This window comes from Acinetobacter sp. NBRC 110496, assembly GCF_000876115.1.
Lineage (GTDB): Bacteria > Pseudomonadota > Gammaproteobacteria > Pseudomonadales > Moraxellaceae > Acinetobacter.
This window is the reverse complement of the sequence record NZ_BBTF01000007.1, coordinates 62,219-85,785: the sequence shown is the minus strand read 5'-3', so window position 1 is coordinate 85,785 and position 23,567 is coordinate 62,219. Positions and strand designations below refer to the sequence as shown.

Sequence of the window (23,567 nt, the reverse complement as noted above, 5' to 3'; positions counted from 1 at the left end):
CAGGCCGAATTCCGTGACAATAAGGTAAGCATAGTGAGCGCTCATCATTTAAAAAACCCGCCTAATAAAATGTATCAGGCCTTAAAGATTAAGGCCTGATATCGAAACTTAAAGCTTGAGACGTGTTCTTGCTGCAAAATATTCTCTTTCAAGCCGACTCACTAGTTGCTCGACTGAAGTCGTGGCTTTAATTGCATTTAACCCTTGTCCGCATCCCCAAATATCACGCCATGGTTTGACCTTGTGCTGTGTACCATCTTCATTCGGGGTACTGAAATCCATATCTTTCAGATTACCTTCAGGTAAATCAGCAGGATCAAGACCCGCCGCGCGAATACTTGGTGCAAGATAGTTACCATGCACACCAGTGAATAGATTGGAATAAACAATTTCATCTGAATTGTGATCGACTATCGCCTGCTTATAAGCATCTTCAGCATTGGCTTCATGGGTGGCAATAAATGCTGAACCAATATAAGCAAAGTCTGCCCCCATTGCCTGTGCTGCAAGAACCGCATCACCTGTAGAGATCGCACCCGATAAAGCCAGCGGTCCATCGAACCATTCACGGATTTCCTGAATCAATGGAAATGGACTCTTCACGCCGGCATGACCACCTGCACCTGCTGCAACCGCAATCAAACCGTCCGCCCCTTTTTCAATCGCTTTCTTGGCAAAGGTATTATTGATGACGTCATGCAAGACCAAACCACCATAGCTATGGGTGGCATCATTAATCTCGGTTCGTGCGCCCAAAGACGTAATCACAATCGGTACTTTGTATTTGACGATGAGTTCCATGTCATGTTCCAGACGATTATTACTTTTATGCACGATCTGGTTAATTGCAAAAGGTGCCGCAGGTCGCTCTGGATGTAAAGCATTATGTTCAGCGATTCCTTCGGTAATTTCTTTTAACCATTCTTCCAGTTTTTCGGCAGGTCGTGCATTCAATGCCGGCATCGAGCCAATTACACCTGCTTTACATTGAGCCAACACCAACTGCGGCGTACTAATAATAAACAAGGGCGACGCAATGACAGGGAGTTTCAGGTTTTTCATTAATTCTGGAATTTTTGACATCACTTTTATCCTTTAGATATTCATTATTTCAGATAGATAAAGCCAATTTTAGAAATAATAAGCATTTCGCTATTCTTTAAATTCACTCAATCATATCGGGATAAAAGTTTTTATGCAACAAGTTGCATAAATTCTATATTCACTCCACTTGCTTGATAAAAAATGATAAGCTCATCGAATAATAAACACCTATAAAAATTATAAATATTAATAACTTAATATTTTTTAAAATTATTTTTAATCTGTAAGACAATTATATATCGTCGTGAATTCTTGAAAAAATTTAGAAATTTCTGCTTTCAGAACATGCTTTTATCCGCTTTTATAAAGGTTATTAAATAAGAATCGTTACCAACAATATCAATGCGATAGCGCTTAAAGATGATATGCTGCGTTAATTTTTGATTCTCTTATTCATCTCTCGGAGCTATGTTATGAGCACAATGACAAAAAAATTGCAGCAAATGCGATTTGCCTCTGTACTCGAAGCCGTGACTTTATTGTTGTTATTTGTTGTGGCAATTCCCTTAAAGTACGCATTTGATTTACCGATCGCGACAAAAATCATGGGACCTATTCATAGTCTGGCGTTTTTATTCTATCTTTGGAACTTAGTGCGTACCGCTTCACTCTGGTCTGGCATCGAATTGTTCAGATTATTTGTGCTGGCGTTTATTCCATTGGGTGGCTTCTTTAACGAAAAATACATCGCACAACGTCAAGCCAAGCTATAAGTCTTAGATATTGATCACAAAAAAGGAAGTTCGATGATTTCCTTTTTTGTTTTGAAGCACATGACAAAATCGATCTACTCTTGATCAACTTGCCTAAATGCTTGTGCAAGTTGGCTTAAGTTTTTGATCTGTTTGCCATAACGGCGACAGGAACGGCAAGCCAATAAGTGTAGTTGTAGATGAGTCTGCTCAAGTAGTAATAATGGCCTATCCTGCTTTTCGGATAATAATTGGGTGGCTTGGCGGCATGTCAACATGAACAATCCTCCTGCAATAACCATTTATTTTCTAAACATTCACGTAACCGTGTTCGGCTGCGGTACATCAGTACATTAAAATGTGAAACCGTCAGTTCAAGCTTCTCACAAATTTCAGTGCTACTCAGCTCAATCATTTCACGCAGCATAAATACCTGCGCATATTTAGCAGGTAAATGATTGAGACAAGCATCAAAGATTATCCAGAAATCTTGTTGCTCCATCATCTCTTCAGGGCTTTGCCATGCTTGTGGCGCTTCATATTTATGCCAATGACCTGAGGCGTCAAATAACGCTTCGATACTCAGCTCACTTTCCTCATCCTTAAAGAGTTCACTCATACTGACTAAACGAGATTTCTGCCGAATCAAATCAATAATCTTATTTTTTAAAATTGCAAATACCCAAGTTTTAAACGCCGCCCGTCCCGTAAATGAATCTAGATGCTGAAATGCGCTGGTCAATGCTTCCTGAACCACATCCTCTGCCTGCGGCAATGAAGCAAGCTGCAAGACAGCAAACTTAATCATTTGCTGTCTTAAATCCTGTAAAAAAGCAGGATTATGCAACTGATGGAATAGGTCATCATGTTTTGCTGCTGAAGCTGAATTCATCCCTGTATCTCATCATTATTATGCGGAACGTGAATTAATCTTAACCGAGTTAATAATGCTTTTAACCCATAAATTTGTAGTTGAATTTGCTCTTCATCAAAATCAGGAAGTACTGATTGAATCAGTCGCTGTAGATCTTGTTCAATAACCCTATTCTGTTGGATGAGTTCGATCATCGCAGCATATAAAGGTGACACAACCTCAACGCGAACCTGATCGAGATCATCTCGCCATACCAAAATCACACTTGGCGCTTGTTGTACCTGTTCAAGCTTCATTGTCGTCGTCCAACGATAAACAGGATATTGATAGACTAATATCCAAACTTGGGTGGTCAACTGCCAATCTTGATCTTCTATCAGAATAGGCGTTTCGATTTCAACCGTATCCAAATAGAGTTCTAACCATTCATACTGTAATAATTCGTTTAACCAGGGATAGTCTTGTAATATCTGATGCTGCTGTTCAGTGAAATACTCTCGAAACTGTAAAGAAATATCGTTATAGAACGGTGACTGACATTGCGACTTCTGGAAAAATTCTGCCAATAATTGTTGCCATTGTTGCTCAGCAAACATGCTACGTGCAACAGGAAATACCAAGTTGATAAAAGAGCAGACATTATTAAATAGCAAATCCCGATAGACTTGCATACGATTCACTGCAAAATTTTGAGGGGGCTCTAATTCAGGATCACGAATCCAGTCACAAAACTGTCGTTGCGTAGTGTGAAAGGATATTGGCTTTGCTTTCATCACGACTCTCCTGTTGTTGCATGATTTTGATTCTGTTCAACTCATCTTGTAGCTGCTGCCATGATGGAATATTAAAGTCACGTTCTAATAAGGTCGGTTTAACACCATAAATTTGATAAGTGTATTGTAAAAGCTGCCAAACAGGATCATTGATTGCAGCTCCATGTGTATCAATCAATAGGTTTTTTTCAACTTGTTCATGACCTGCAATATGTAAGTAACGAATCCGCTCTTTGGGCATTGCATCAATAAATGCATAAGCATCACTGCCATGATTCATGCTATTCACATAGACATTATTCACATCAAGTAGTAATTCACAGTCTGCTTTTAACAGTACTTCACGTACAAATTCGGCTTCATGCATTTCTGCATTGGGCATTAAATACGTAGAGACATTTTCAATCACCAGTCGCTGCCCCAAAATATCCTGTACACGTAAAATTCGTTCCGCTACATAATCAACAGCAGCTTCTGTCATCGGTATCGGTAATAAATCATATAAATAACCACCATCGTGGGTATAACTTAAGTGTTCTGAGTAAATCGGTACTTGATAGCGTTGTAGAAAATTTTTAACTTGCTGGATAAATTCAAGATTGAGTGGATGAGGCCCACCAATGGATAAAGACAGTCCATGACAGATTAAAGGCGCTTTCTCCACACATTGCGAGAGTAGCTTGGCATGCCGACCGCCAAAACCCATCCAGTTTTCAGGAGCTACTTCGATAAAATCTGCAGCAGTCTCAGCATTTAAAAACTCATCAATGAACTCACGTCTTAAGCCCAGACCTACACCAACCAATTCAGCCATGTTTAGACTCCTATGATCGAATGATGTCGATCTAAAGCTTAGACCGACATCATTCATGATTGAATGGTTTATTTTGCGCCGCACTTGCCGTCTGCAACTTTTTTATCCGCACCGCATTTTGCATCCGCTGCTTTTTTAGTTGCTCCACACTTTGCATCCGCTGCTTTTTTGGCTGCACCGCATTTCGCTTCAGCAGATTTTTGCTGATGTTTTGCTTTATTGGCACCACATTTCGCTTCACCACACTTTCCATCCGCGGCTTTGCTGGCATGTGTTTCTGTGGTTGTTGGTGTTGCTGCAACAGCGACATGGGTTACGCCAGCAACTGAAAGTGCCAATAATGCTGCAACTGAGGTCATTGAATTAAGTTTGCTCATTGTTCTATTCCTTTTAAGGTTATTTCTCGGTTTGTACACAGGTACATAAAGTTAGACGGTATAAATCCCAATTTATTACAGTGCAAATAAAAAAAATTTATGTAAGAAACAGAATCCTCACCCGACTAATGATCATTCAATCCTATTCGGTGTGAAATTATCATGAAGAACTTTTTGTATGCTCTCGCTCAGTATTACCCAAAAATTTGCTCTGCATTCAAACATGCAGATGGCATCGCGGCACTTGCCTTACGTTTTTATTTAGTCCCAATCTTTTGGATGGCAGGTACAAATAAGCTAATGCACTTCCAAGATACAGTTGAATGGTTTGGCAATGCAGATTGGGGTTTAGGTTTACCCTTTCCTTTTCTTATGGCGGCATTGGCAACATCGACCGAGATCGCAGGTGCTGTGCTATTAGCACTCGGTTTATTCACCCGTTTGATTAGCATTCCCTTGATCGTTACCATGCTGGTTGCCATTGTCACAGTGCATCTGCCGAATGGCTGGCAAGCGATAGCTGATCCCAACGCCTCCTTTGCCAATGCTCAAGTCTTGGCCTCGGCTGAGAAATTGGAAAAGGCACGAGAAATTTTAGAAAACTATGGCAATTATGACTGGCTGACATCGAGTGGTTCATTTGTTATTTTGAATAATGGAATTGAGTTTGCCGTGACATATCTGATTATGCTGATAGCATTGATTGTTCTGGGCGGCGGTCGTTATTTCAGCTTAGATTTTTGGCTTAAACAAAAAAAGGCTAAGCACTTTTCCTAACATCAAATTGGAGATGCATAATGCTGTTATTTTTGAGAATGTTATATCGTTAATGTCGAGAAGCTGACAGCAATATTACAATTTTGTTATTTATAAAACTCATATTCTCTTTAACGCTAAAATGCAACCATAAAACTTTGAGCTTGATGAAAACATGCGAATACTTCTAGTTGAAGATGAACAAAAAACGGGGGACTATCTCCAAAAAGGCCTAACCGAAGCTGGTTATGTAACTGATTGGAGTCAGGACGGTATCTCAGGTTTACATCTGGCCGTGACAGAACAATATGACCTGATCATTTTGGATGTGATGCTGCCGAAACTGGATGGCTGGAAGATTCTCACGGAGATTCGCAAAGTAAATACCTTCCTCCCCGTGCTGTTTCTGACGGCCAAAGATCAAATTGAAGATCGAGTCAAAGGCTTGGAACTCGGTGCAGATGATTTCCTGATTAAACCCTTTGCCTTTGCTGAATTGCTCGCACGGATTAAAACTCTGTTGAAACGCGGTCAGATTAAAGAAGAACAAACTTTTTACGCAGTTGCAGACTTACATCTTGATTTGATTAAACGGCGTGTGGTGCGTTCTGGACAACGGATTGACCTGACCGCCAAAGAGTTTTCTTTATTGGAACTCTTTATGCGCCGCCAAGGTGAAGTATTACCCAAGTCACTGATTGCTGCACTGGTTTGGGATATCAATTTTGATAGCGATACCAATGTGGTTGAAGTTGCGATTCGACGCTTGAGAAATAAGATTGATACCGATTTTAGCCCCAAGCTGATTAGAAACATACGTGGTATGGGTTATGTCCTAGAGATTGAAGATGAGAAATAAATTATTTCGTTCCATCGCTTTTAGGATCAGCTTTATTTCAACCTTATTCACGACGTTGATCCTGATTGTCATGGGGATATTCGTTAATCAACATGTCGTCAATTATTTTTATCAACAAAACCAAAAAGAAATTGAAGGTAAAATTCAACTGATTGAAAACTTGTTCCAACAAAAACCCAGCAATTTTAAAGACAGTTTAGATGAGGCGCTGATTGGGCATGATAATCTGCTGATCCAGATCAAACTTGCCAATGGCCAAATTCTTTATAACAAAAAAAATATGCACGCTGACCTCAATCAATTGATTCAACAAAAGAATGGGCGTTGGATCAATTGGAAACATAATAATCAGAGCTATCAAGGCATTGTTGTCAATAAAACCATTCGTTATGACCAAAGTAGTCAAAACATGCAAATTATTGCTGCGATTGAAGTTACCGATAACTATTATTTCCTGCACTCGTTTAAACAGCAGTTGCTGATGGTTGGCCTACTCGGGGTGATTGGCCTGATGTTTTTAGGATGGTGGGCAACTTGGCAAGGGCTAGGCCCGATTCGAAAAATGGCAAAACTTTCAGAAAATATTTCTGCAAATAATCTTTCTAACCGCCTCGATCTGAGCAATGTACCAATTGAACTAGCCCCACTGGCCACGGCATTTAATGACATGCTGAATCGTTTGGAAATCTCAGTTGACAAACTTTCTGCATTCTCAAGTGACTTGGCTCATGAAATTAGAACCCCAATCAATAATCTGATGATGCAAACCCAAGTTTCATTAACCAAGCCAAGAACGCTAGAACAATATCAAGATGTACTATTCTCAAATCTGGAAGAATATGAACATCTGGCCAAAATGATTTCAGATATGTTGTTTCTAGCAAAATCTGATCATAATCTGGCACTGAAAAACAAGAAAAATATCGATTTAGCGCAAGAAATGGAAGTTCTGTTTGAATATTTCGAAGCTTTTGCCTCGGAAAAGCAGATTCAATTCAAACTAACAGGTCAGGCATCGATTCAAGCTGAACCAGCCATGATTCGTAGAGCCTTCAATAATTTAATTTCCAATGCAATTAAATACGGTGAACCAGATTCAATCTTAGAAATCAAACTGAGCCAAGATGATCGACACTCGATGATTCAGATTAAAAATAAAGTATCTGCTGAAATGCAAGTGCTTAGCCCTTTACAGCTTTCACGCTTTTTTGACCGATTTTATCGGCTAGACTCATCCCGACACAAAGCGGAAGATGGCACTGGCTTAGGACTGGCAATCACCAAATCGATTATTGAAATTCACCATGCAACAATTGATGTCTTTATTGAAGAAGAAAATATTGTCTTTAGAATGGTTTTTAAAGTGGAATGACTGAAAGATATAAAGGATCATAAAACTTGGGGGAAGCTTATGATCCTTACAAAATCAAATCTTATCTTGCCTGGTTTTGACCATTGCTACCTTGTACAGTTGTATTGCGTTCTTGGTTTTTCTCCAGGAACATTAATCCACCATCTGCATAGCTTAAGCTTGCTGTTGTTGCAAATGATAGGATAAAGATGAGTTTAACCAATGCTTTCATTTCTATTCACCTATTCTCTCTTAACTTCTTATAAGATAGAACAGGCAGCCCAACAGCAGCATGACCTGAAAATGACAATTTTGTCATTTCAATAGAAGCTTGACAGTACAGTTGATCTATCAAATATAAAGATTTCTCGATTCGATCTTATGGTTGATCTAGAGCTGTTCATAAATGCGTGACAGCTTGACCTACATATCAAAGCGCGTTCCATCGGACTACTACTTCATATATCCATAAATACTTCAATCAGATACGCTCAGTGGCCTCTAATCACAATATTTTGGCCTCATCCATCCTCTAAATCAATCTATGAAACGATTATTCTGCAAACAACACATGATACTTTTAACTTGAGTGCATTATGTCTAAACAACAATTCTCTTCAAATAACAATATTCGTATCGCCATTATCGGAACTGGATTTGGTGGCTTAGGTTTGGCGATTCAGCTTAAACGTGCTGGTTTTGAACAGTTCACCCTATTTGAAAAAGCCAGTGATGTCGGTGGCGTGTGGCGGGACAATACCTATCCGGGAGCGGCTTGTGATGTACCCTCGCATCTCTATTCATTTTCATTTGAACAAGATCTGGGATGGAAAAACCGCTATGGCTCATCACAGGAAATCCATCAATATTTGAAGCATTGCACAGAGAAATATCAGCTGTATCCGCATATCCAGTTTAATACTGAAATTGCCAGTGCTGACTTTGATGCAGCACAAGGTGTTTGGCAAATCCAGAGTGTAACGGGTGAAAAATTCGAGGCCGAATTTCTGATTGCAGCGGTCGGTCAACTCAATCGACCTGCCTACCCAAAGATTCCAGGACTAGACACCTTCAAAGGCAAGACTTTTCATTCAGCGCGTTGGGATCATGACTATGATTTAAATAATAAACGTGTGGCTGTGATTGGTACTGGTGCCAGTGCGATTCAGTTTGTGCCTGAGATCGCTAAACAAGTCGCCCACTTAGACATCTATCAGCGTTCTGCACCTTATGTCATTCCCAAGCCAGACCGTATTTATTCAGACTTGGAACGTAAGGCTTTTCAAAAGCTGCCTGTTTTACAAAGTCTGGATCGTGTCTTTCAATACAGCTATAACGAGATTCGTCTGAAAAGCTTTACCGCAACGCTGAATGAAATTCCTTTAGCAGAATATATTTTTCAGCGTCACATTCGTGAAGAAATTAAAGATCCCCATTTCCGCCACCGACTCATGCCCGACTACCCAATTGGCTGTAAACGTATTCTGATTTCTAATCATTGGTATCGTAGCTTGGTTCGTCCCAATGTAGAGGTGATCAACAATGCAATTCAAGAAGTGACTGAAACGGCTATTATCGATAAAGATGGGAAAGCACGTGAAGTCGATGCCATTATTTATGGAACAGGATTTACGGCAACTGACTTTATGGCACCGATGCACATTGCAGGACTCAATGGCAAGACACTGAAGCAACAATGGCAGGATGGTGCTGAAGCGTATTTAGGCTTAACTGTGAGCGGTTTCCCTAATTTCTTTATGCTGTACGGCCCAAATACCAATTTGGGGCATAACTCAATCGTGTATATGATCGAAAGTCAGGTGAACTATATTTTGGATGCAATTCGAACCCATATCCAAAACAATTTATCCTTCACCAACCTGAAAGCTGAAATCCAGACCCAGTTTAATCAGGAAATCCAAGAAAGAATGAAATCAACCATGTGGTCACAAGGTTGTAACAGTTGGTACCAAACCGCGACAGGAAAAAATACCAATAACTGGCCAGGATTTACTTTTGAATATCGTCAACGTACCCGTCATTTTGATCTGGAAAACTATATCCAAGTACCAAAATCAGTATTGATAAAAGAACAGATGGAAAATCCAGTCAAACAAATAGCCGTCTAAGCCTCTTCATTCAGTTACACAAAATTTGGATAGTCCTTTGTTTGAATACGATAAAGGACTATCCATACAGGGGCTTTAGCTCTGTTTGCATACAATCCTAAAAGTTGATTAATCCGCTTGACCTTCCCATAATGTCAAGGTCTATGCTGAAAGCAATCGGATTATCTCTATAGGTCTATCTTATGGAAATGCAAACAAATACAATCGCTCAAGACATGAAAGTCACCCTTCAAGTAGAAGGCATGACCTGTGCCAGTTGTGTCGGTCGAGTTGAAACAGCACTTAAAAAGGTAGATGGCGTTGCATCTGCTTCGGTGAATCTGGCAACTGAACGTGCCGATATTACTTTGGCAAAACCTGTTGATCGTCAGGTATTGATTAAAGCGATTGAGCAAACAGGTTATGACGTCCCTGCCAACAAGGTGGAATTGGCAATTGAAGGCATGACTTGTGCCTCATGTGTCAGTCGTGTCGAAAAAGCCCTAACTGCTGTTGCAGGCGTACAAAGTGCCAATGTTAATCTTGCAACTGAACGTGCAACCGTGAGCGGTAATGCCAGCATCGATACTCTCATCGCAGCAATTGATAAAGCAGGTTACGATGCTAAAGAAATACAGGCCTCTATTCCAGATCAAACTGAACAACTCGAAAAAAAAGATCAAGAACGAGCTGAGCTTAAACGTGACTTGATTATTGCGACAGTTCTCGCCTTGCCTGTGTTTATCTTGGAAATGGGTTCTCATCTGATTCCCGGTGTTCATCAACTGATTGAACAAACCATTGGCATGCAAAATAGTTGGTATCTCCAATTCGTTTTAACCAGCTTGGTCCTGATTATTCCGGGGCGCCGTTTTTATCTCAAAGGTCTTCCCACCTTATTCCGTTTAGCACCTGATATGAACTCTTTGGTTGCTGTCGGTACACTCGCTGCCTACCTATTTTCGCTGGTTGCAACGTTTACACCGAAGCTACTCCCTGCAGGAACGGTTAATGTTTATTACGAAGCCGCCGCTGTGATTGTCGCTTTAATCCTGCTTGGTCGTTTTCTTGAGGCCAAGGCCAAAGGACGGACATCTGAGGCGATTCAGCGTTTAGTTAGCTTACAGGCAAAAGTGGCTCATGTTTCGCGTGATAACCATGTCATTGATATTCCAATTGATCAAGTCGTCTCTGGTGATTTTGTTATTGTCAAACCTGGTGAACGAATCCCTGTTGATGGTGAGGTGATTGAAGGACAAAGTTTTGTCGATGAATCGATGATTACTGGTGAACCGATCCCTGTTGAGAAAAATCTCGGCAGTCAGGTTGTTGGCGGCACCATTAACCAGAATGGTACTTTAAGCTTTAAAGCTGTCGCTGTCGGTGGTGACACCATGCTGGCGCAGATCATTCGTCTGGTCGAGCAAGCACAAGGCGCTAAAATGCCGATTCAAGCCGTAGTCGATAAAGTGACCTTATGGTTTGTACCTGCGGTGATGATTGCTGCGCTGCTCACCTTCCTTGTCTGGCTAATTTTCGGCCCTTCTCCTGCTTTAACCTTTGCACTAGTGAATGCGGTGGCCGTGCTGATTATTGCCTGTCCCTGTGCCATGGGCTTGGCAACACCAACCTCAATCATGGTCGGTACTGGACGGGGTGCAGAACTTGGCATCCTGTTCCGTAAAGGTGAGGCATTACAGTTATTAAAAGATGCCCAAGTGGTTGCGGTGGATAAGACGGGTACCTTGACTGAAGGTCATCCAGTACTGACTGATTTTGAAGTGACATCTACCTTTGATCGGAATAACGTCCTCAGTCTGGTTGCAGCAGTTGAAGCGCTTTCTGAACATCCCATTGCCAAAGCCATTGTCGATGCGGCAAAAAATGAAGGTTTAGATTTGCCAAAGGTTGATCGCTTTGATTCAGTCACAGGTATGGGTGTCAATGCCACTGTGAATGAAAACCAGAACATTTATATTGGTGCAGACCGTTATATGACTGAACTTGGTCTGGATATCACGCCATTTTCCCATACAGCACAACGTTTGGGCGATGAAGGTAAATCTCCACTGTATGTGGCGATTGATGGTGCTTTGGCAGGGATTATTGCAGTTGCAGATCCAATTAAAGACACCACCCCTGCTGCCATTCAAGCATTGCATCAACTGGGTCTAAAAGTAGCCATGATTACGGGGGACAATGCGCGTACCGCACATGCGATTGCCAAACAACTCGGGATTGATGAAGTAATTGCCGAAGTTCTACCTGAGGGTAAAGTCAATGCCGTGCAGGAATTGAAAGTAAAATATGGCAATATTGCCTTTGTAGGTGATGGTATTAATGATGCACCAGCATTGGCTCAGGCCGATGTCGGCCTTGCGATTGGAACAGGTACGGATGTTGCGATTGAATCTGCGGATGTCGTACTGATGTCTGGGAACTTGCAAGGCGTTGCCAATGCAATTGCACTGTCTAAAGCAACCATCGGCAATATTCATCAAAACCTGTTCTGGGCCTTCGCTTATAACACGTTATTGATCCCTGTGGCTGCGGGTGTACTGTACCCTGCTTATGGCATCCTGATGTCTCCGATTTTTGCCGCAGCTGCGATGGCGCTTTCAAGTGTATTTGTACTTGGAAATGCACTGCGTTTACGCCGTTTCCAACCACCGTCTGTGCACAACGTGTAATGGAGGATATGATGAATATTGGTAAAGTCTCTCAAGCGTCAGGCGTAACCAGCAAAATGATCCGCTATTATGAACAGATTGGTTTAATTCCAGCAGCGGGACGTAGCAATGCAGGCTATCGCTCTTATTCTGATAATGATGTGGAGCGTTTGAAATTTATCAAACGCAGCCGTGAACTGGGCTTTTCGGTCACAGAAATTACCGATTTGCTCGACTTATGGAGTAACAGCAATCGCCATAGTGCTGATGTAAAACATTTGGCTCAATCACATATCCAAAAACTGGAACAGCGTATCCAAGATTTACAGCAAATGGTGCAAACATTGCAAACTTTAGTGGATTGTTGTGCTGGCGACCATCGACCTGATTGTCCAATTCTTGAAGGGCTTAAAGAGCCTTTAAATGAAAGCAGAGATATTCACTCTCACAATGATCTGCTTTCAATTTCACCCTTGGCAGGGAAAAAATAGAATCAGCAAAGGCTATAGCAATATAGCCTTTGCTTTTGAAATATTTCCAAATAAAAAAGCGGCTGATCGCCGCTTTTTTAACACTATATGCTTAACGTGGTGGGAAACCCGCTTCTGATAATGCATCAGCAACTTGCTGCTGCGTTGCCGTGGTTTCGACTTTCACACTACGGTTCGGGGGATCAGTAATCACTTTTGCATTTGCATCTACGGCCTGAATAGCGCGCGTTACACCACGTGCACAACCACCACAAGTCATATTTTCAACATGAAATTCCATCGCAAAACTCCATTCAGTTTTTAAGAAGATGAATAGACTATAAACCTTGCCATTATGGCAAGGTCAAGTGTTTAAAGTGGCACGTGTATAAAAAAAATTGAATCTGCAGTCAATAAAAAAGTGCATGATCAACATGCACTTTCTCAACGTGTTTTAACCCAGTTTTAAACAGCTAAACCAACAGCTTCGGCACGTGCTTGATGTAGCTTTTTATAACTATCGATCAGACGTAAATGACGATCCAATCCTTCCAGTTTCATACTGGTTGGGGTTAAGCCATAAAAACGAACTGTCCCCTCAACTGAACCGACCACCGCATCCATACGTTCATTACCGAACATACGACGGAAATTAAACTCGTAATCTTCCAGTTCCATTTCATCATCAAGCATAACTTCCAATACCACATTCATGCATTGATAGAACAAGCCACGCTCAACTGTATTGGTGTTGTATTGCAAGAAGGTTTCTACTAATTCCTTGGCTTCTTCAAACTGCTGCAATGCCACATAAATCAGCAGTTTTAACTCAAGCAAGGTTAACTGCCCCCAAACGGTATTATCATCAAACTCAATACCGATTAAAGTAGTGATTTCAGTATAATCATCCAGTTCGCATTCTTCCAAACGCTCGACTAATGCTTCCAGTTGCGCTTCATCTAAACGATGCAGATTGAGAATATCTTCGCGGAACAGCAAGGCTTTATTGGTATTGTCCCAAATCAAGTCTTCAACCAGATAAATTTCAGAATAATCTGGAACAAGAATACGGCAGGCAGTTGCACCTAAGTGCTCATACACAGCCATGTAAACTTCTTTACCCATTTCTTCAAGGATGCCAAATAACTCTGCTGCTTCTTCTGCATTTGAGTTTTCACCTTCATTGGTGAAATCCCATTCAACAAAGTCATAATCCGATTTGGCACTAAAGAAACGCCAAGACACTAAACCACTTGAATCGATAAAGTGTTCCACAAAGTTGTTTGGTTCAGTGACTGCATTGCTTTGGAAGGTCGGTTGTGGCAAATCGTTTAAACCTTCAAAACTGCGACCTTGCAGTAATTCAGTCAAACTCCGTTCTAATGCCACTTCAAGACTAGGATGTGCACCAAATGAGGCAAATACACCACCTGTACGTGGGTTCATTAAGGTCACACACATCACAGGGAATTGACCACCTAATGACGCGTCTTTAACCAGCACAGGGAAACCCTGTTCCTCTAACCCTTGGATACCTGCAACAATGCTTGGGTATTTTGCCAGTACCTCTTGTGGTACGTCTGGTAATGCAATTTCACCTTCTAAAATTTCACGCTTAACCGCACGTTCAAAAATTTCAGATAAGCATTGAACCTGAGCTTCAGCCAAGGTATTGCCTGCACTCATTCCGTTACTCAGATAGAGGTTTTCAATCAGATTCGATGGGAAATAGACGATTTCATCATCTGATTGGCGTACAAAGGGCAATGAACAAATGCCACGTTCCGTATTACCTGAGTTGGTATCGTATAAATGTGTACCCAGTAATTCATCATCAGGGTTATAAATTTCTAGACAATATTCATCAAGAATTTCTTTGGGTAATTCGCCATTTGGACCCGGTTTAAACCACTTTTCATCTGGATAATGCACAAACTCTGCATTGGCAATCTCCTCACCCCAAAATTGGTCGTTATAGAAGAAATTACAGTTTAAACGTTCAATGAATTCACCCAAAGCCGATGCTAAAGCACTTTCTTTGGTTGAGCCTTTACCGTTGGTAAAACACATTGGCGATTGCGCATCGCGGATATGCAATGACCACACATTCGGTACGATATTGCGCCAAGATGCAATTTCAATCTTCATGCCTAAACCAGCCAAAATCTCGGACATATTGGCAATGGTTTGTTCTAGCGGTAGATCTTTACCCAGAATATAAGTGTTGTTTTCTGAAGTCAGACTCGGCATTAACAAGGCCTGAGCATCCGCATCAATACTTTCAACTTCTTCAATGACGAATTCAGGACCGGTTTGAATCACCTTCTTTACGGTACAGCGATCAATCGAACGTAAAATCCCTTGGCGGTCTTTTTCAGAAATGTCAGCAGGTAATTCAACCTGAATTTTAAAAATCTGTTTGTAGCGATTTTCAGGATCAACAATATTGTTCTGTGATAAACGAATGTTGTCGGTTGGAATATCACGCGCAGCACAATAGACTTTAACGAAGTAAGCTGCACATAACGCAGATGAAGCAAGGAAATAATCAAATGGGCCGGGTGCAGAACCATCGCCTTTATAGCGAATCGGCTGATCGGCGATTACCGTAAAGTCATCAAACTTCGCTTCTTGTCGAAGATTGTCGAGATAATTAACCTTGATTTCCATGCGTGCACCTAAATATTCTTACGTGTTGCAAGCACATAAGATTGAAAATATTGAACTATAAGCCGAATCGTGGATAAGCAATAGACTTAGAAAAGTGTGGCTAAGGTCATCTCGTCACGGTATCTAAACACTGACCTTAGTAATGATGGAAGCTATTATAGAAGTATTTTAGGCAATTGATAACTTTTGTCTGTTTTTCTAGCTTTTTTATGAACAATTAAGACGATGAATGTCTGAAAAACCAGACGGTAACCATGTTCAAAGCTGTTTTGCCATTTCAATGAATGCTTGTGCAATCGGGGTTATTTGCTTATGGTTTTTGACAGCCAAAGCGATCGATCTTTTGATATTCGGCATGAGTGGACGTTTTACCACATTTGGATACAGTTGAAGAATATTCTGGTCTAGCGCCATGTCGGCAACAATGGAAACGCCTGCATTTTCATTGACCATATTCAAAATCGATAAAATTTGCGACAAGTTATATTTAATCTGTGGTGTCAGTTGCGCCGCCTTAAACAGTTCCATGACATGATTTTGACTTCCCGCCTGAGTCATCAAAAATGGATGCTCAACCAAATCCTCCAACCGTACTGAACTTTGCTGAGCTAGCGTTAGCTGAGCAGGAATTAAAGCTACAAAAATGTCTTCTAAAAGAGGATAGGTATCTAGGTGTTCTTCAGGTAAAACCACGAAACCAATATCCACTTTTCGTTCCTCAATCCATTGCATGACTTCCTGATCTGTACCCTCCATAATCAGTACTTCGACCTCAGGATATTTTTGGCGAAATGCTTTCAGAATCAATGGAATCAGCACATTGGAAGATGATGCACCGAAGGACCCAATCCTCAAAGTACCTGTTTTTAGACCTTTAAGATCCATCACCTCTTGATGAATAATATGAGAAACATTCAAGATTTCATTTACATAAGGCAGCAAGCGTTGCCCTGCGGCTGTCAGTTCCACTTCATTGTTATTTCGATAGAATAGTTGAGTATCCCACTTTTTTTCCAATGCTTTCAGTGCATGTGAAATTGCTGACTGCGAAATATTGAGTTGCTGGGCGCTCAGGGTAAAATTTTTGAATTCTGCCAGTTTCGAGAATATTTCTAATTGAGTCAGGGTCATGATCCATCATTCATGAGCAAAAGCTCATTTTACTATAAAACTAAATTAATTTTACGATTTGATCCAATTCTGTATTGATTGAAAAATTCATGCGTCATTTAGCCATTTCTCTATCGAGTTCTACGGTTTACTTTAAATTGATCGCTGTTGCTCTAATGTGGGGTGGCACCTTCATTGCAGGGCGTATCCTCGCCTCAGAGATTTCTCCAACATTGTCTGCATTCTTGCGTTTTGCACTTGCAGCTCTCTTACTTATTATCCTGTTGTTTAAAAGTTCTGGAGGGTTTCCAAATCTTTCTGGGCAACAACATCTCTATGCCATCCTAATGGGGCTTACAGGAGTATTCGCTTACAACTTATTTTTCTTTGCCGCTTTATCTAGAATTGAAGCAGGACGAACAGCCTTATTTGTGAGTTTATCGCCTATTTTAACCGTTTTGGTCATGCGTATTTTCTTCCTTGAGAAGCTCAAAAAAATAAATTACCTAGGTATTTGTATTGCATTGCTGGGCACCTTAATCATTGTGACCAAAGGCCATTTTTTTGCCGCTTTCAATCAGGCTGTTGGTACTGGCGAACTGCTTATGTGCGGAGCGGTATGTAGTTGGGTTATTTATACCGTTTGTTTTAAGCAGACCAATGTGCCAGCCTTGACCATGACCACCTACTCCGTGCTTTGGGGCACACTTTTTCTCTTCATTAGCCTGATGTCCCAATCCATACAGTTTTCCATAACTACAATTTCTCTCAGTAGTTGGCTATCCATTCTCTATTTAGGTGCTTTTGGGACAGTATTGGCATTTATCTGGTATGCGCAAGCCATTCAGAATATTGGAGCATCTAAAACCATTGTTTTTACCAATCTGGTTCCGATTTTTGCGGTATTACTGGCCTTTTTTATTCTTAATGAGCCGATCACATGGTCAATGGCTCTGGGAGCAGCACTTAGTTTCATCGGTATCTTGTTCGTTAATAAACCCTAAAAACAAAGTGATATCGATCATCTTTAAAAAAACTTAGCCTTCTAGCTAAGTTTCTATTGACATCAGATCAGTAAATGCACAATACTTAGCTTTATGGCTAAGTATGATTCTAAACTCGATTTGTTATTCAGTGCACTCAGTGATCCGACACGTAGAGAAATCTTAACACGACTATCCGCTGGACAGGCATCAATTACAGAGCTGGCTGAACAACACGATATGGCACTTCCTTCTTTTTTAAAACATTTAAATAAATTAGAGGAAGCTGGACTCATTCATTCTGAAAAAAATGGACGAGTAAGAACCTGTGCTTTGGCACCAGAAGCTTTTACTCCCATCCAACATTGGTTAAGTGAGCAAAGAGCAATCTGGGAACAGAGACTCAATCAATTTGACCACTACGCATTAGAACTAAAAAGGAAAAGAGAAAATGAAACTGGATCCAAAAACTGATCTAAAACTCGAAAGAGTGATCGATGTTCCTCGTGAATTGGTCTGGGAATGCTGGACAACCCCTGAGCATATCAAACACTTTTTTATCCCTCGCCCACATTCAATCAAATCTTGTGAGATTGAGTTAAAAGTGGGTGGAAAATTCAATACCACTTTTGATGTCGATGGTCATGAAATCAAAAATGAAGGTGTTTATCTAGAAGTGATTGAGGGTGAAAAACTGGTCTTTACCGATACCTATACTGAAGATTGGAAACCAGCTGAAAATCCATTCATGACCGCAATTCTGTTGCTTGAAGATGCAGGCAATGGCGCAACCAAATATACCGCAATTGCCAGACACCGTACTGCTGAAACTCGCCAACAACACGAAGACATGGGCTTCTTTGAAGGTTGGGGTACCGTGATTGATCAACTAGTTGAATATGCGAATAGTTTGAAAGCTTAAGATTTATTTGTCAGATATAAAAAATCCTCAAAATCTTGAGGATTTTTTTATGCTCAAATCAATCAATATTAAATCCGCCCAACTTCCAGATATGGAATCAGGCTCTTATCAAAGTTGGGACGTGGATCCCCCTCAAAACTAATAAAACCATGCATGCCCGTTAATCGCTCGCCTTTATAAAACTGATTAAGCTGAAAGCGTGGATCTTGATGTGACAAAGTAAAACTCACCACGCCAACCCCTCGTTTTTTAGACCATTGTTGTGCATCTTCAAGCATTAAATGATGCAAGGCTAGCTGCTCTGGATGACAAAGCAAAGTATGTAACACGTGGTATTTTAATGAATCCCCAAGTTTAGGTAATGGCATGCCCTTGGTGATTTTGGTCAATAAATTATAGACGGGCCGAAATACGCCAATCGCTGAACTGTAATGCAGAATTTTGGTTTGTTTAAGACTATGCTGATCCCATAACCCAAACATTCCGACCAATTTTTCATTTTGAAAATACAGTTGGAAATCAGAAAGTTTTAAGCCTGTAAAATAGTGGTGTTCTGCAAGTAGCTCTTCAAAATTATACGCAGGAATAAAATTAAAATATTGCGACATTTCAGCAATAAAGCCATTCATTGCGCTGATATGTTCAGGTCTTGCTATACAGGACTGAATCTCACCAACCTTAGTTTGAACTTGAGAATTCTGCTCTAAAAAAGCCTTAATTTTTCTTTTTGTCCCCACATGCGTCAAGGTTAGGGTTTCAATTAACCCTTCATCATAATAATCAGGAATTCCTGTTTTACCTGTTTGTATGGCTGCTCTCGCAGCATGATTATCATCAAAAATAATCATTTGACTAAAATTAGGTTCATGCATGGTTTGTTTGACATGCACGCCCAAAGCCTTGACCAATGATTTACCGCGATAGTTTTGGTCGACACGTAAGTCACTGGCATAGCGTAGATTTTGCACAGTTTTATCAACATAACATGGCCGATGACCATTGCTATAACAAGCGACATTTTTCTGATTCTCTGTATCTTCAATCACCACATGTAATTTATGACGATACAAAATATCAGACGCTTTAAAATAACTGGGTTCGCGCTGGAAACTGATCTGTACCCCTTTGGTGGTCATGGGCACGGCAATGAGTGATCTTAATGCTTGATCGTCAGCCAAGGTTGCTTCACGCGTCACGAGACTGCTTTCAGTGGATGTCGGTGGATTTGTTTTCATTAATTATTCACCTGCTGTGTAGTTTGTGTTGGAACCAAATCATTTAAATGGCCCATTTGGTCTAGTAATTGATAGACGAATACAACTTCATCTTGCTCATTGACTGTCTTTTGAGTTTGTACATCTAATAATTTTTGCTCGGTATTCAGCAAATCAAAAGTTGTTTTTGTTCCTAACTCAAACTCTTTGCGGGTATAAACAAATGCAATCGAGGCGGCATCAATCGCATTTTGAAGTGCATCTTTATTTTGTCGAATCGTTTGAAGCTGCGCATAGGTGGTTCGAGCGCGCTGATTTAAATCTAATTCTAGACCCCGAATTTTTTGGTTGGCCAGATCTACATCGGTTTGTGCTTTTCTGGTATTGGCTCGATTTAACCCATCATCATATAGCGGCACGTTCAGTTGGACACCGACCATATAGTTATTGCTTTCCGAGCCAATATAACTTGCTTCATGTTGCCTTCCTAAACGACTGGTCAACATCACCGTTGGCCAGAGTTCTCGTTTAGTCAAGGCATATTGTTTTTCGGCTGCCTGCTTTTCATATTTGGCACGGAGTAAAGCAGGATGATTTTTTGTATTCGCCAAGATTTCATCTAAGTGGTTTGAAATCTGTGGTAAACGCTTAATGGCAACCAGATTTTCTGGTGTAACTCCCGTAATTTGATAAAACTGCGCTTCACTTACAGTCAAATTTGATTGTGCTTGAGTAATATCTGCCTGACCTTGTGCCACTTGCGCCAAGACTTGTGCCAAATCAGCCTTGGTAATCATCCCGACATCAAAGCGCCGTTGTGACTCATACAAAGAACGTTGCAAATTGGACATGGTTTTCTTTCTCAGCTCCAGAATTGCTTTCTTCTTTAGCACGTCTGTATAGACCATGACGGTATTCAAAATCGTTTCCGAGCGTTGATCCGATAATCCTTCCGTGTGTGCAGACAGCTGATTTTTAGCCACATCAATTCCCAAACGATGTCGCCCAGATGTATAGACGGGGTAATCCATTTGTAATTGCAAACTGCGACCCTTTCGGTTTCCTTCAGTGGGAAACATGACATTAGTGGGCGTTTCGACTCTTTCATAGTCGAGCTGCCCCACCAAATTCACTTTGAGTCCATCGCGTTGTTTGGCTTGTTCAAGCATAGCTGTCGATTGATTGACACTTAACCGACTCACTTCTAACTGACTTTCATGTCTTAAACTTGCAGACAGCGCATCATCTAAAGTCATGGCATCAACCGAGCTTGAAATCCAAAAAATAGATAAATATATGAATGACTTTTTAAACTGATTCATTCCTCTACTCATAGTTGTTCCAAACTCGTTAAGCTCACCTTCTTCAACGGTTCAGGTTTAATATTACCTTCGATAATGCCATCAAACATCACCAGTTTTTTATATGCATTCCAACCGTTCTGCGCTTGACGAATCTGTGGTTGATCCAATTGCCCTAAGTTTCGAGCCAGTTCGTAATGGAAGTTCTGACGTAAGATACGATCAATATATTCATCATTAATACTCTGATGAATCTCGCCCTCAAACAGAACACAATAGAATGGTTTGACTTGCTGCTCAGTATCAATTGCCAATAACGAAATTGCTTTAGAATCCGTTTCATTCAGCTGTGAAAGCAGTTGTTGTGCCGTTTCAGGCGCCAGCTTCTCACCAACCAAATCGACGCCGAAACGGCGACCCTGAAACTCGAAACATGGGACTTGCTCTAAAAAGCCGGTGACCAGTAAACAATCGTCTAGGCAGTAACGCAGTAAACCATTGCCTGATGTAATCAGCGGGCTAACCACATCTCCGACGTTGAGTTGCCAAGACGGAATTATCAGTCCCTTTTTCTCACCTTCTAAGTACTCAAATTCATAGAAATGACTTTGATAAGCCAACGGATATTGGTCGTTATAAGGAATGGTCACCACGCCTTCAGTGGCCCACAAACCTTTACCCTCAAACTGCACAGAAGGAAGACGTTGCTTTAGCTTCTCTGCCCAGGCTTTAGAACCTGCTGTATCCCAACTCGACACCAGACTCAATTTAGGCCATAGCTGATTAAAATCAATTTTCTCGCCATTGGAGCTGTCCATTAAACTCTTGGCACCTTCGGAACTTAAAGGCGCTTTAACTTCTTTTAATGAATTTTGACGACTTCCCCATTGACCCGTTTCCAGAACTTCGACCACTTCTTGCTGCATCAGCTCTAAACGATCTAGAAGTTGCAATGCAAAAGTCGGACTCCAAACCGAGATCATGGCGAGATTGCGGTTGGCAACCAGATAACAAATTGTCGCAAATAACGCATCGTCAGCATTGGCAGCAAAAGCCACATTACTTGGAACTGCCTGCGTAAACTTAGATAGAATTCGCTTGCCAAAACCCAATAATGCACTGTCATCATTAAGATTTTTGTCTTTGAGTACTTCTCGTTGGCTTTCGGGCAGCCATGACACTGACCAATAGTGCGTACCCGAACGGAGTTGAGGACATTTGCGGTACATACTCGCCATCCACGGTGCAATCGCATGATCCAACTCATCTAAAAACAATTTGGTGTACGGAATAAATTTAATCTGTTCACTCGAGCCACTGGTGGGTTGAAAGCGAACTAACTTACTGCTAGAAAGAGATCGTTTTTGCTCTCGATATTGCTGAATATCCTCCCGCCACGCGCTATAGCGCGAAGCAGGAAAGCTGTTTGCAAATTGTTCATAATTTTGCACTTGCTTATTTCTGGCTAAACTTGAAGTCTGCAAGATCGAATGTAAAATTTGACGTTGCGTTGTCTCCAATGCGTTGAACTTTTGCTTAAAGTTTCGATCGGATGCATCACACCATTGCTTTAAAATGATGTGAGAACCTGACGTCAGCCATTCTGTATGCTTCATTGCAAAACCTCCCGACGCGTTGCTGAATTTTTTAATAAAGCATCGCATCGCCCTTTACTGGCAGGTTTGGTCATTAATTTAACCGGAAAACGTGCAATGTCCTTCCAGCCCAAACGACCAATACAAGGAAGTTCTGTACCAGCACTCCAAGTTGGATTTTTTTGTTCAAAGAAATGAATATTCGGATTTTTCTCTCTCATTTCTGCAGTAATTGGCGCCACTTCCCCTTTAAGTGGTTGATAATCACTACCAAAATTTAATAATCCCGCTTCTTTGTCATAATATTCACCAAAGAAATTCTCGCAGTAATGCTCAATGACTGTCGATAAATGCTGGTTGTCATCATTGATATTTGGATAATAAACATAATAATTATTGGCAAGCAGCAGATAAGTTTTATAACCTTTAGAAATCAATAGCCAATACAGTTCATTAAAGGGATACTTGACTCTTAATTTAATCATTAATTTAAGCATGGTACTTTGCAGGGTACGCGTGCCCCAGAACTGTCTGAGAATCACAGTATCGCCACTAAATAAAACGGTGTAGTCTTTACCGTTTAAATAGAAATGCTGTACGACCACAGTAGAGAAACCAACAATCTCGTCCGTTTCCGAATCGAAAATTAGTATTGCACCACTTTTCTTTTTGAAGTCATCAACAAAGATCGAAAACCTCGTATTCTCATAATATTGCTCATAAATTGAGTACATCACTTTCAGGCGCTCAATATCGATTTGTTCTTTCTCGACATATTGCCCGTAGGTAGATTCTTTACTATTGAATCTTGAAATCAGTTTATATGTTGTATTAATCATCAGCTTCCACCTCTAAATTTGGATACTTAAGTTCCCCTATCTCATAAAGAAATATTAAAAAACCCGTATCACTGTTTTTTGTTATC

At 40.8% G+C, this 23,567-nt stretch carries 24 protein-coding genes; 10 read left to right on the top strand and 14 right to left on the bottom strand.

All coding sequences use genetic code 11. From position 1 onward, the window contains the following. Positions 1-108: 108 nt before the first annotated feature. Positions 109-1,083: a nitronate monooxygenase family protein gene (locus tag Aba26S_RS05940; RefSeq protein ID WP_005241630.1), complete on the bottom strand. Its 975-nt coding sequence runs from the start codon at positions 1,081-1,083 to the stop codon at positions 109-111. 434 nt (positions 1,084-1,517) lie between these two features. Between Aba26S_RS05940 and Aba26S_RS05935 the strand changes: the two genes are divergently transcribed. Further along, positions 1,518-1,817: a DUF3817 domain-containing protein gene (locus tag Aba26S_RS05935; protein WP_043970711.1), complete on the top strand. Its 300-nt coding sequence runs from the start codon at positions 1,518-1,520 to the stop codon at positions 1,815-1,817. Between the two features lie 74 nt (positions 1,818-1,891). Here Aba26S_RS05935 and Aba26S_RS05930 read toward each other — a convergent pair whose 3' ends face one another. From Aba26S_RS05930 to Aba26S_RS05910, 5 genes are all read right to left on the bottom strand, one after another. After that, on the bottom strand, positions 1,892-2,074 hold the full coding sequence (locus Aba26S_RS05930) for a zf-HC2 domain-containing protein (protein WP_005275368.1): 183 nt from the start codon (positions 2,072-2,074) through the stop codon (positions 1,892-1,894). Beyond that, positions 2,068-2,688 (bottom strand): RNA polymerase factor sigma-70, encoded by a 621-nt coding sequence (locus tag Aba26S_RS05925; RefSeq protein WP_043970709.1) that lies wholly within the window; start codon positions 2,686-2,688, stop codon positions 2,068-2,070. Before Aba26S_RS05925 ends, Aba26S_RS05930 begins: the two co-directional genes overlap by 7 nt. Next, positions 2,685-3,443 (bottom strand): DUF2063 domain-containing protein, encoded by a 759-nt coding sequence (locus Aba26S_RS05920; RefSeq protein WP_043970707.1) that lies wholly within the window; start codon positions 3,441-3,443, stop codon positions 2,685-2,687. Before Aba26S_RS05920 ends, Aba26S_RS05925 begins: the two co-directional genes overlap by 4 nt. Next, positions 3,394-4,257: a DUF692 domain-containing protein gene (locus tag Aba26S_RS05915; RefSeq protein WP_043970705.1), complete on the bottom strand. Its 864-nt coding sequence runs from the start codon at positions 4,255-4,257 to the stop codon at positions 3,394-3,396. The genes Aba26S_RS05920 and Aba26S_RS05915 overlap by 50 nt, the downstream gene beginning before the upstream one ends. A gap of 68 nt (positions 4,258-4,325) precedes the next feature. After that, the gene (locus Aba26S_RS05910; RefSeq protein ID WP_043970702.1) at positions 4,326-4,634 is read right to left on the bottom strand and encodes a hypothetical protein; all 309 of its coding nucleotides are present in this window, start codon (positions 4,632-4,634) and stop codon (positions 4,326-4,328) included. A 162-nt stretch (positions 4,635-4,796) separates the two neighbouring features. On the opposite strand from Aba26S_RS05910, the gene Aba26S_RS05905 reads away from it, so the two are divergent. The 3 genes from Aba26S_RS05905 (at position 4,797) to Aba26S_RS05895 (ending at position 7,621) form a co-directional block, all read left to right on the top strand. Beyond that, entirely contained in the window at positions 4,797-5,411 is a 615-nt protein-coding gene (locus Aba26S_RS05905) for a DoxX family protein (protein ID WP_043970698.1), read from the top strand. Positions 5,412-5,565: 154 nt separating this feature from the next. Then, entirely contained in the window at positions 5,566-6,249 is a 684-nt protein-coding gene (locus Aba26S_RS05900) for a heavy metal response regulator transcription factor (protein ID WP_004653555.1), read from the top strand. Further along, positions 6,239-7,621: a heavy metal sensor histidine kinase gene (locus Aba26S_RS05895; RefSeq protein ID WP_005241655.1), complete on the top strand. Its 1,383-nt coding sequence runs from the start codon at positions 6,239-6,241 to the stop codon at positions 7,619-7,621. The genes Aba26S_RS05900 and Aba26S_RS05895 overlap by 11 nt, the downstream gene beginning before the upstream one ends. A 61-nt stretch (positions 7,622-7,682) precedes the next feature. On the opposite strand, the gene Aba26S_RS21105 is transcribed toward Aba26S_RS05895, so the two are convergent. Then, entirely contained in the window at positions 7,683-7,832 is a 150-nt protein-coding gene (locus tag Aba26S_RS21105) for a hypothetical protein (RefSeq protein ID WP_005241657.1), read from the bottom strand. 364 nt (positions 7,833-8,196) lie between these two features. Between Aba26S_RS21105 and Aba26S_RS05890 the strand changes: the two genes are divergently transcribed. From Aba26S_RS05890 to cueR, 3 genes are all read left to right on the top strand, one after another. After that, on the top strand, positions 8,197-9,729 hold the full coding sequence (locus Aba26S_RS05890) for an NAD(P)/FAD-dependent oxidoreductase (RefSeq protein ID WP_043970693.1): 1,533 nt from the start codon (positions 8,197-8,199) through the stop codon (positions 9,727-9,729). Between the two features lie 182 nt (positions 9,730-9,911). Beyond that, the gene (locus tag Aba26S_RS05885; protein ID WP_043970690.1) at positions 9,912-12,398 is read left to right on the top strand and encodes a heavy metal translocating P-type ATPase; all 2,487 of its coding nucleotides are present in this window, start codon (positions 9,912-9,914) and stop codon (positions 12,396-12,398) included. An 11-nt stretch (positions 12,399-12,409) separates the two neighbouring features. Further along, complete coding sequence (cueR, locus tag Aba26S_RS05880) at positions 12,410-12,868, top strand: Cu(I)-responsive transcriptional regulator (protein ID WP_005241660.1); 459 nt, start codon at positions 12,410-12,412, stop codon at positions 12,866-12,868. 91 nt (positions 12,869-12,959) lie between these two features. On the opposite strand, the gene Aba26S_RS05875 is transcribed toward cueR, so the two are convergent. The 3 genes from Aba26S_RS05875 to Aba26S_RS05865 all read right to left on the bottom strand — a co-directional run bounded on the left by Aba26S_RS05875 (position 12,960) and on the right by Aba26S_RS05865 (position 16,648). Beyond that, positions 12,960-13,148 (bottom strand): heavy-metal-associated domain-containing protein, encoded by a 189-nt coding sequence (locus Aba26S_RS05875; protein ID WP_043970688.1) that lies wholly within the window; start codon positions 13,146-13,148, stop codon positions 12,960-12,962. A gap of 164 nt (positions 13,149-13,312) precedes the next feature. Then, positions 13,313-15,517, bottom strand: a complete 2,205-nt coding sequence (locus Aba26S_RS05870) for an OsmC domain/YcaO domain-containing protein (RefSeq protein ID WP_043970685.1) — start codon at positions 15,515-15,517, stop codon at positions 13,313-13,315. Between the two features lie 258 nt (positions 15,518-15,775). Then, positions 15,776-16,648 (bottom strand): LysR family transcriptional regulator, encoded by an 873-nt coding sequence (locus Aba26S_RS05865; RefSeq protein ID WP_043970683.1) that lies wholly within the window; start codon positions 16,646-16,648, stop codon positions 15,776-15,778. A gap of 89 nt (positions 16,649-16,737) precedes the next feature. On the opposite strand from Aba26S_RS05865, the gene Aba26S_RS05860 reads away from it, so the two are divergent. From Aba26S_RS05860 to Aba26S_RS05850, 3 genes are all read left to right on the top strand, one after another. Then, positions 16,738-17,631: a DMT family transporter gene (locus Aba26S_RS05860; protein WP_043970680.1), complete on the top strand. Its 894-nt coding sequence runs from the start codon at positions 16,738-16,740 to the stop codon at positions 17,629-17,631. 93 nt (positions 17,632-17,724) lie between these two features. After that, the gene (locus tag Aba26S_RS05855) at positions 17,725-18,084 is read left to right on the top strand and encodes a metalloregulator ArsR/SmtB family transcription factor (RefSeq protein ID WP_005241666.1); all 360 of its coding nucleotides are present in this window, start codon (positions 17,725-17,727) and stop codon (positions 18,082-18,084) included. Then, positions 18,062-18,532, top strand: a complete 471-nt coding sequence (locus Aba26S_RS05850) for an SRPBCC family protein (protein ID WP_005241667.1) — start codon at positions 18,062-18,064, stop codon at positions 18,530-18,532. The genes Aba26S_RS05855 and Aba26S_RS05850 overlap by 23 nt, the downstream gene beginning before the upstream one ends. Before the next feature lie 68 nt (positions 18,533-18,600). Here Aba26S_RS05850 and Aba26S_RS05845 read toward each other — a convergent pair whose 3' ends face one another. Genes Aba26S_RS05845 through Aba26S_RS05830 form a run of 4 tightly spaced genes read right to left on the bottom strand, consistent with a single transcriptional unit; the run spans position 18,601 to position 23,481 of the window. Beyond that, the gene (locus Aba26S_RS05845; protein ID WP_043970678.1) at positions 18,601-19,767 is read right to left on the bottom strand and encodes a hypothetical protein; all 1,167 of its coding nucleotides are present in this window, start codon (positions 19,765-19,767) and stop codon (positions 18,601-18,603) included. After that, on the bottom strand, positions 19,767-21,080 hold the full coding sequence (locus Aba26S_RS05840; protein ID WP_005241669.1) for a TolC family protein: 1,314 nt from the start codon (positions 21,078-21,080) through the stop codon (positions 19,767-19,769). Before Aba26S_RS05840 ends, Aba26S_RS05845 begins: the two co-directional genes overlap by 1 nt. After that, the gene (locus Aba26S_RS05835) at positions 21,077-22,663 is read right to left on the bottom strand and encodes a GH3 auxin-responsive promoter family protein (protein WP_043970675.1); all 1,587 of its coding nucleotides are present in this window, start codon (positions 22,661-22,663) and stop codon (positions 21,077-21,079) included. The genes Aba26S_RS05840 and Aba26S_RS05835 overlap by 4 nt, the downstream gene beginning before the upstream one ends. After that, positions 22,660-23,481: a hypothetical protein gene (locus tag Aba26S_RS05830; protein ID WP_005241673.1), complete on the bottom strand. Its 822-nt coding sequence runs from the start codon at positions 23,479-23,481 to the stop codon at positions 22,660-22,662. The genes Aba26S_RS05835 and Aba26S_RS05830 overlap by 4 nt, the downstream gene beginning before the upstream one ends. Positions 23,482-23,567 lie beyond the last annotated feature (86 nt).